This window comes from Stenotrophomonas sp. HMWF003 (assembly GCF_003061285.1).
Classification (GTDB): domain Bacteria; phylum Pseudomonadota; class Gammaproteobacteria; order Xanthomonadales; family Xanthomonadaceae; genus Stenotrophomonas; species Stenotrophomonas maltophilia_AP.
In genome coordinates, this window is record NZ_QAIW01000192.1 from 1 (window position 1) to 1,575 (window position 1,575).

Sequence of the window (1,575 nt, forward strand, 5' to 3'; positions counted from 1 at the left end):
GGCTGCCGTCGGCGACCAGTGCGCCCTGGTCCAGAATGGCCAGGCGGTGGCAGCGCTCGGCCTCGTCCATGTAGTGGGTGGACACCAGCAGCGTGGTGCCGGCATCGGCCAGGTCGAACAGCTTCTCCCAGAAATCGCGGCGCGACTCCGGATCCACCGCGCTGGTGGGCTCGTCCAGGAACAGCAGTTCGGGCTGCTGGATCACCGCCCCGGCCAGCGCCAGGCGCTGCTTCTGGCCGCCGCTGAGGGTGCCGGCCAGCTGCTTCTGGCGGTTCTGGAAGTGATACTGCGTCACCAACGTGTCGATGCGCTGGCGCGCGGCAGCGCGCGGGATGTCCTGCACGGCGGCAAGAAACTCCAGGTTCTCGCGGACAGTCAGGTCGTCGAACAGCGAGAAGCGCTGGGTCATGTAGCCGATGCGCCTGCGTAGCGCCTCGGCCTGCTCGGGAATGCGCAGGCCGAGCACCTCGATGTCGCCCTCGCTGGGGGTGAGCAGGCCGCACAGCATGCGGATGGTGGTGGATTTTCCCGAACCGTTTGGACCAAGGAAGCCGTAGACGTTCGCGCGCGGCACGCTGAGATCGACGTGGTCGACGGCCACCAGGTCACCGAAGCGCTTGGTCAGGCCGCGCGCGCGGATGGCCAGTGGCTCCCCACCGGCCCCCGCCGGTTCGGGCAGTACGGCCGCAGCGGGATCGGTCGGCGTCGTCGGGACCATCAGAACGTCACCCGCACCGGCACCCCGGCGGGCAACCGGGCCAACGCGGCGGTGTCCGTACCGACCAGCTCGATTTCGGCCAGGTAGCTCAGCCGCGCCGCGTCCTCACCGGTGAGCGCGTAGTACGGGGTGAACACCGGGTCGCTGCGCACCGCCCGCACCCGACCGGTCAGGGCGCCGTCGCGCCCCTGCAGGTAAACGTGGGCCGCCTGCCCCACCACCACCGACGGGCGCAGCGCCGAGGGCAGGTACACCCGCGCATACGGATGGTCACCCACCAGCAGCACGGCCAGCGGCGCGCCCACCGGCGCCTGGTCCCCCAACCGGTACGGCAGCGCGTCGATCACCCCGGCGCGCGGTGCCACCAGTGCCAGCTTGCCCAGCGTCACCGCCTGTTCGTCCTGCTGGGCCTGCGCGGCCTGCAACGACGCGGCGCCCTGGGCCACCTGTTCGGCGCGGGTGCCGTGCTGCAGCGCCAGCAACGCCTGTTCGGCGGCCTGCACCACGCCCGTTGCATTGCCGGCGGCGGCACGGGCGCGGTCGACGTCGGCCGCCGCCACCAGGCGCTGCCGCCCCAGCGGCTGCAGGCGGGCGTAGTACGCCGATGCGTCCGCGGCCTGTGCGCGCGCGGCGGCCACATTGGCCCGGGCTTGGGCGATGTCTTCCACCCGCGGGCCGTGCTCGAGTTCCTCAAGCGCCTGTCCGGCGCGTTGCGACTGCGCCTGCAATGCGGCCAGCTGCGCGGCGGTGCGGGTGGCGTCCAGTTGCAGCAAGGGGGCGCCAGCGGGTACATGCTGCCCCTCTACCACCGCAACCGCGACGATGGTTTCCGCGGCGGGCGCCGGTACGGTGATGCG

Annotated in this window: 2 protein-coding genes; both read right to left on the bottom strand. The window is 72.1% G+C overall.

Annotated features, from left to right (window positions below; translation table 11 throughout):
- The coding region (locus DBR34_RS07725) for an ABC transporter ATP-binding protein (RefSeq protein ID WP_146186794.1) at window positions 1-640 on the bottom strand (640 nt) is incomplete at its 3' end.
- Window positions 641-717: 77 nt separating this feature from the next.
- The coding region (locus DBR34_RS07730) for an HlyD family secretion protein (RefSeq protein ID WP_146186795.1) at window positions 718-1,575 on the bottom strand (858 nt) is incomplete at its 5' end.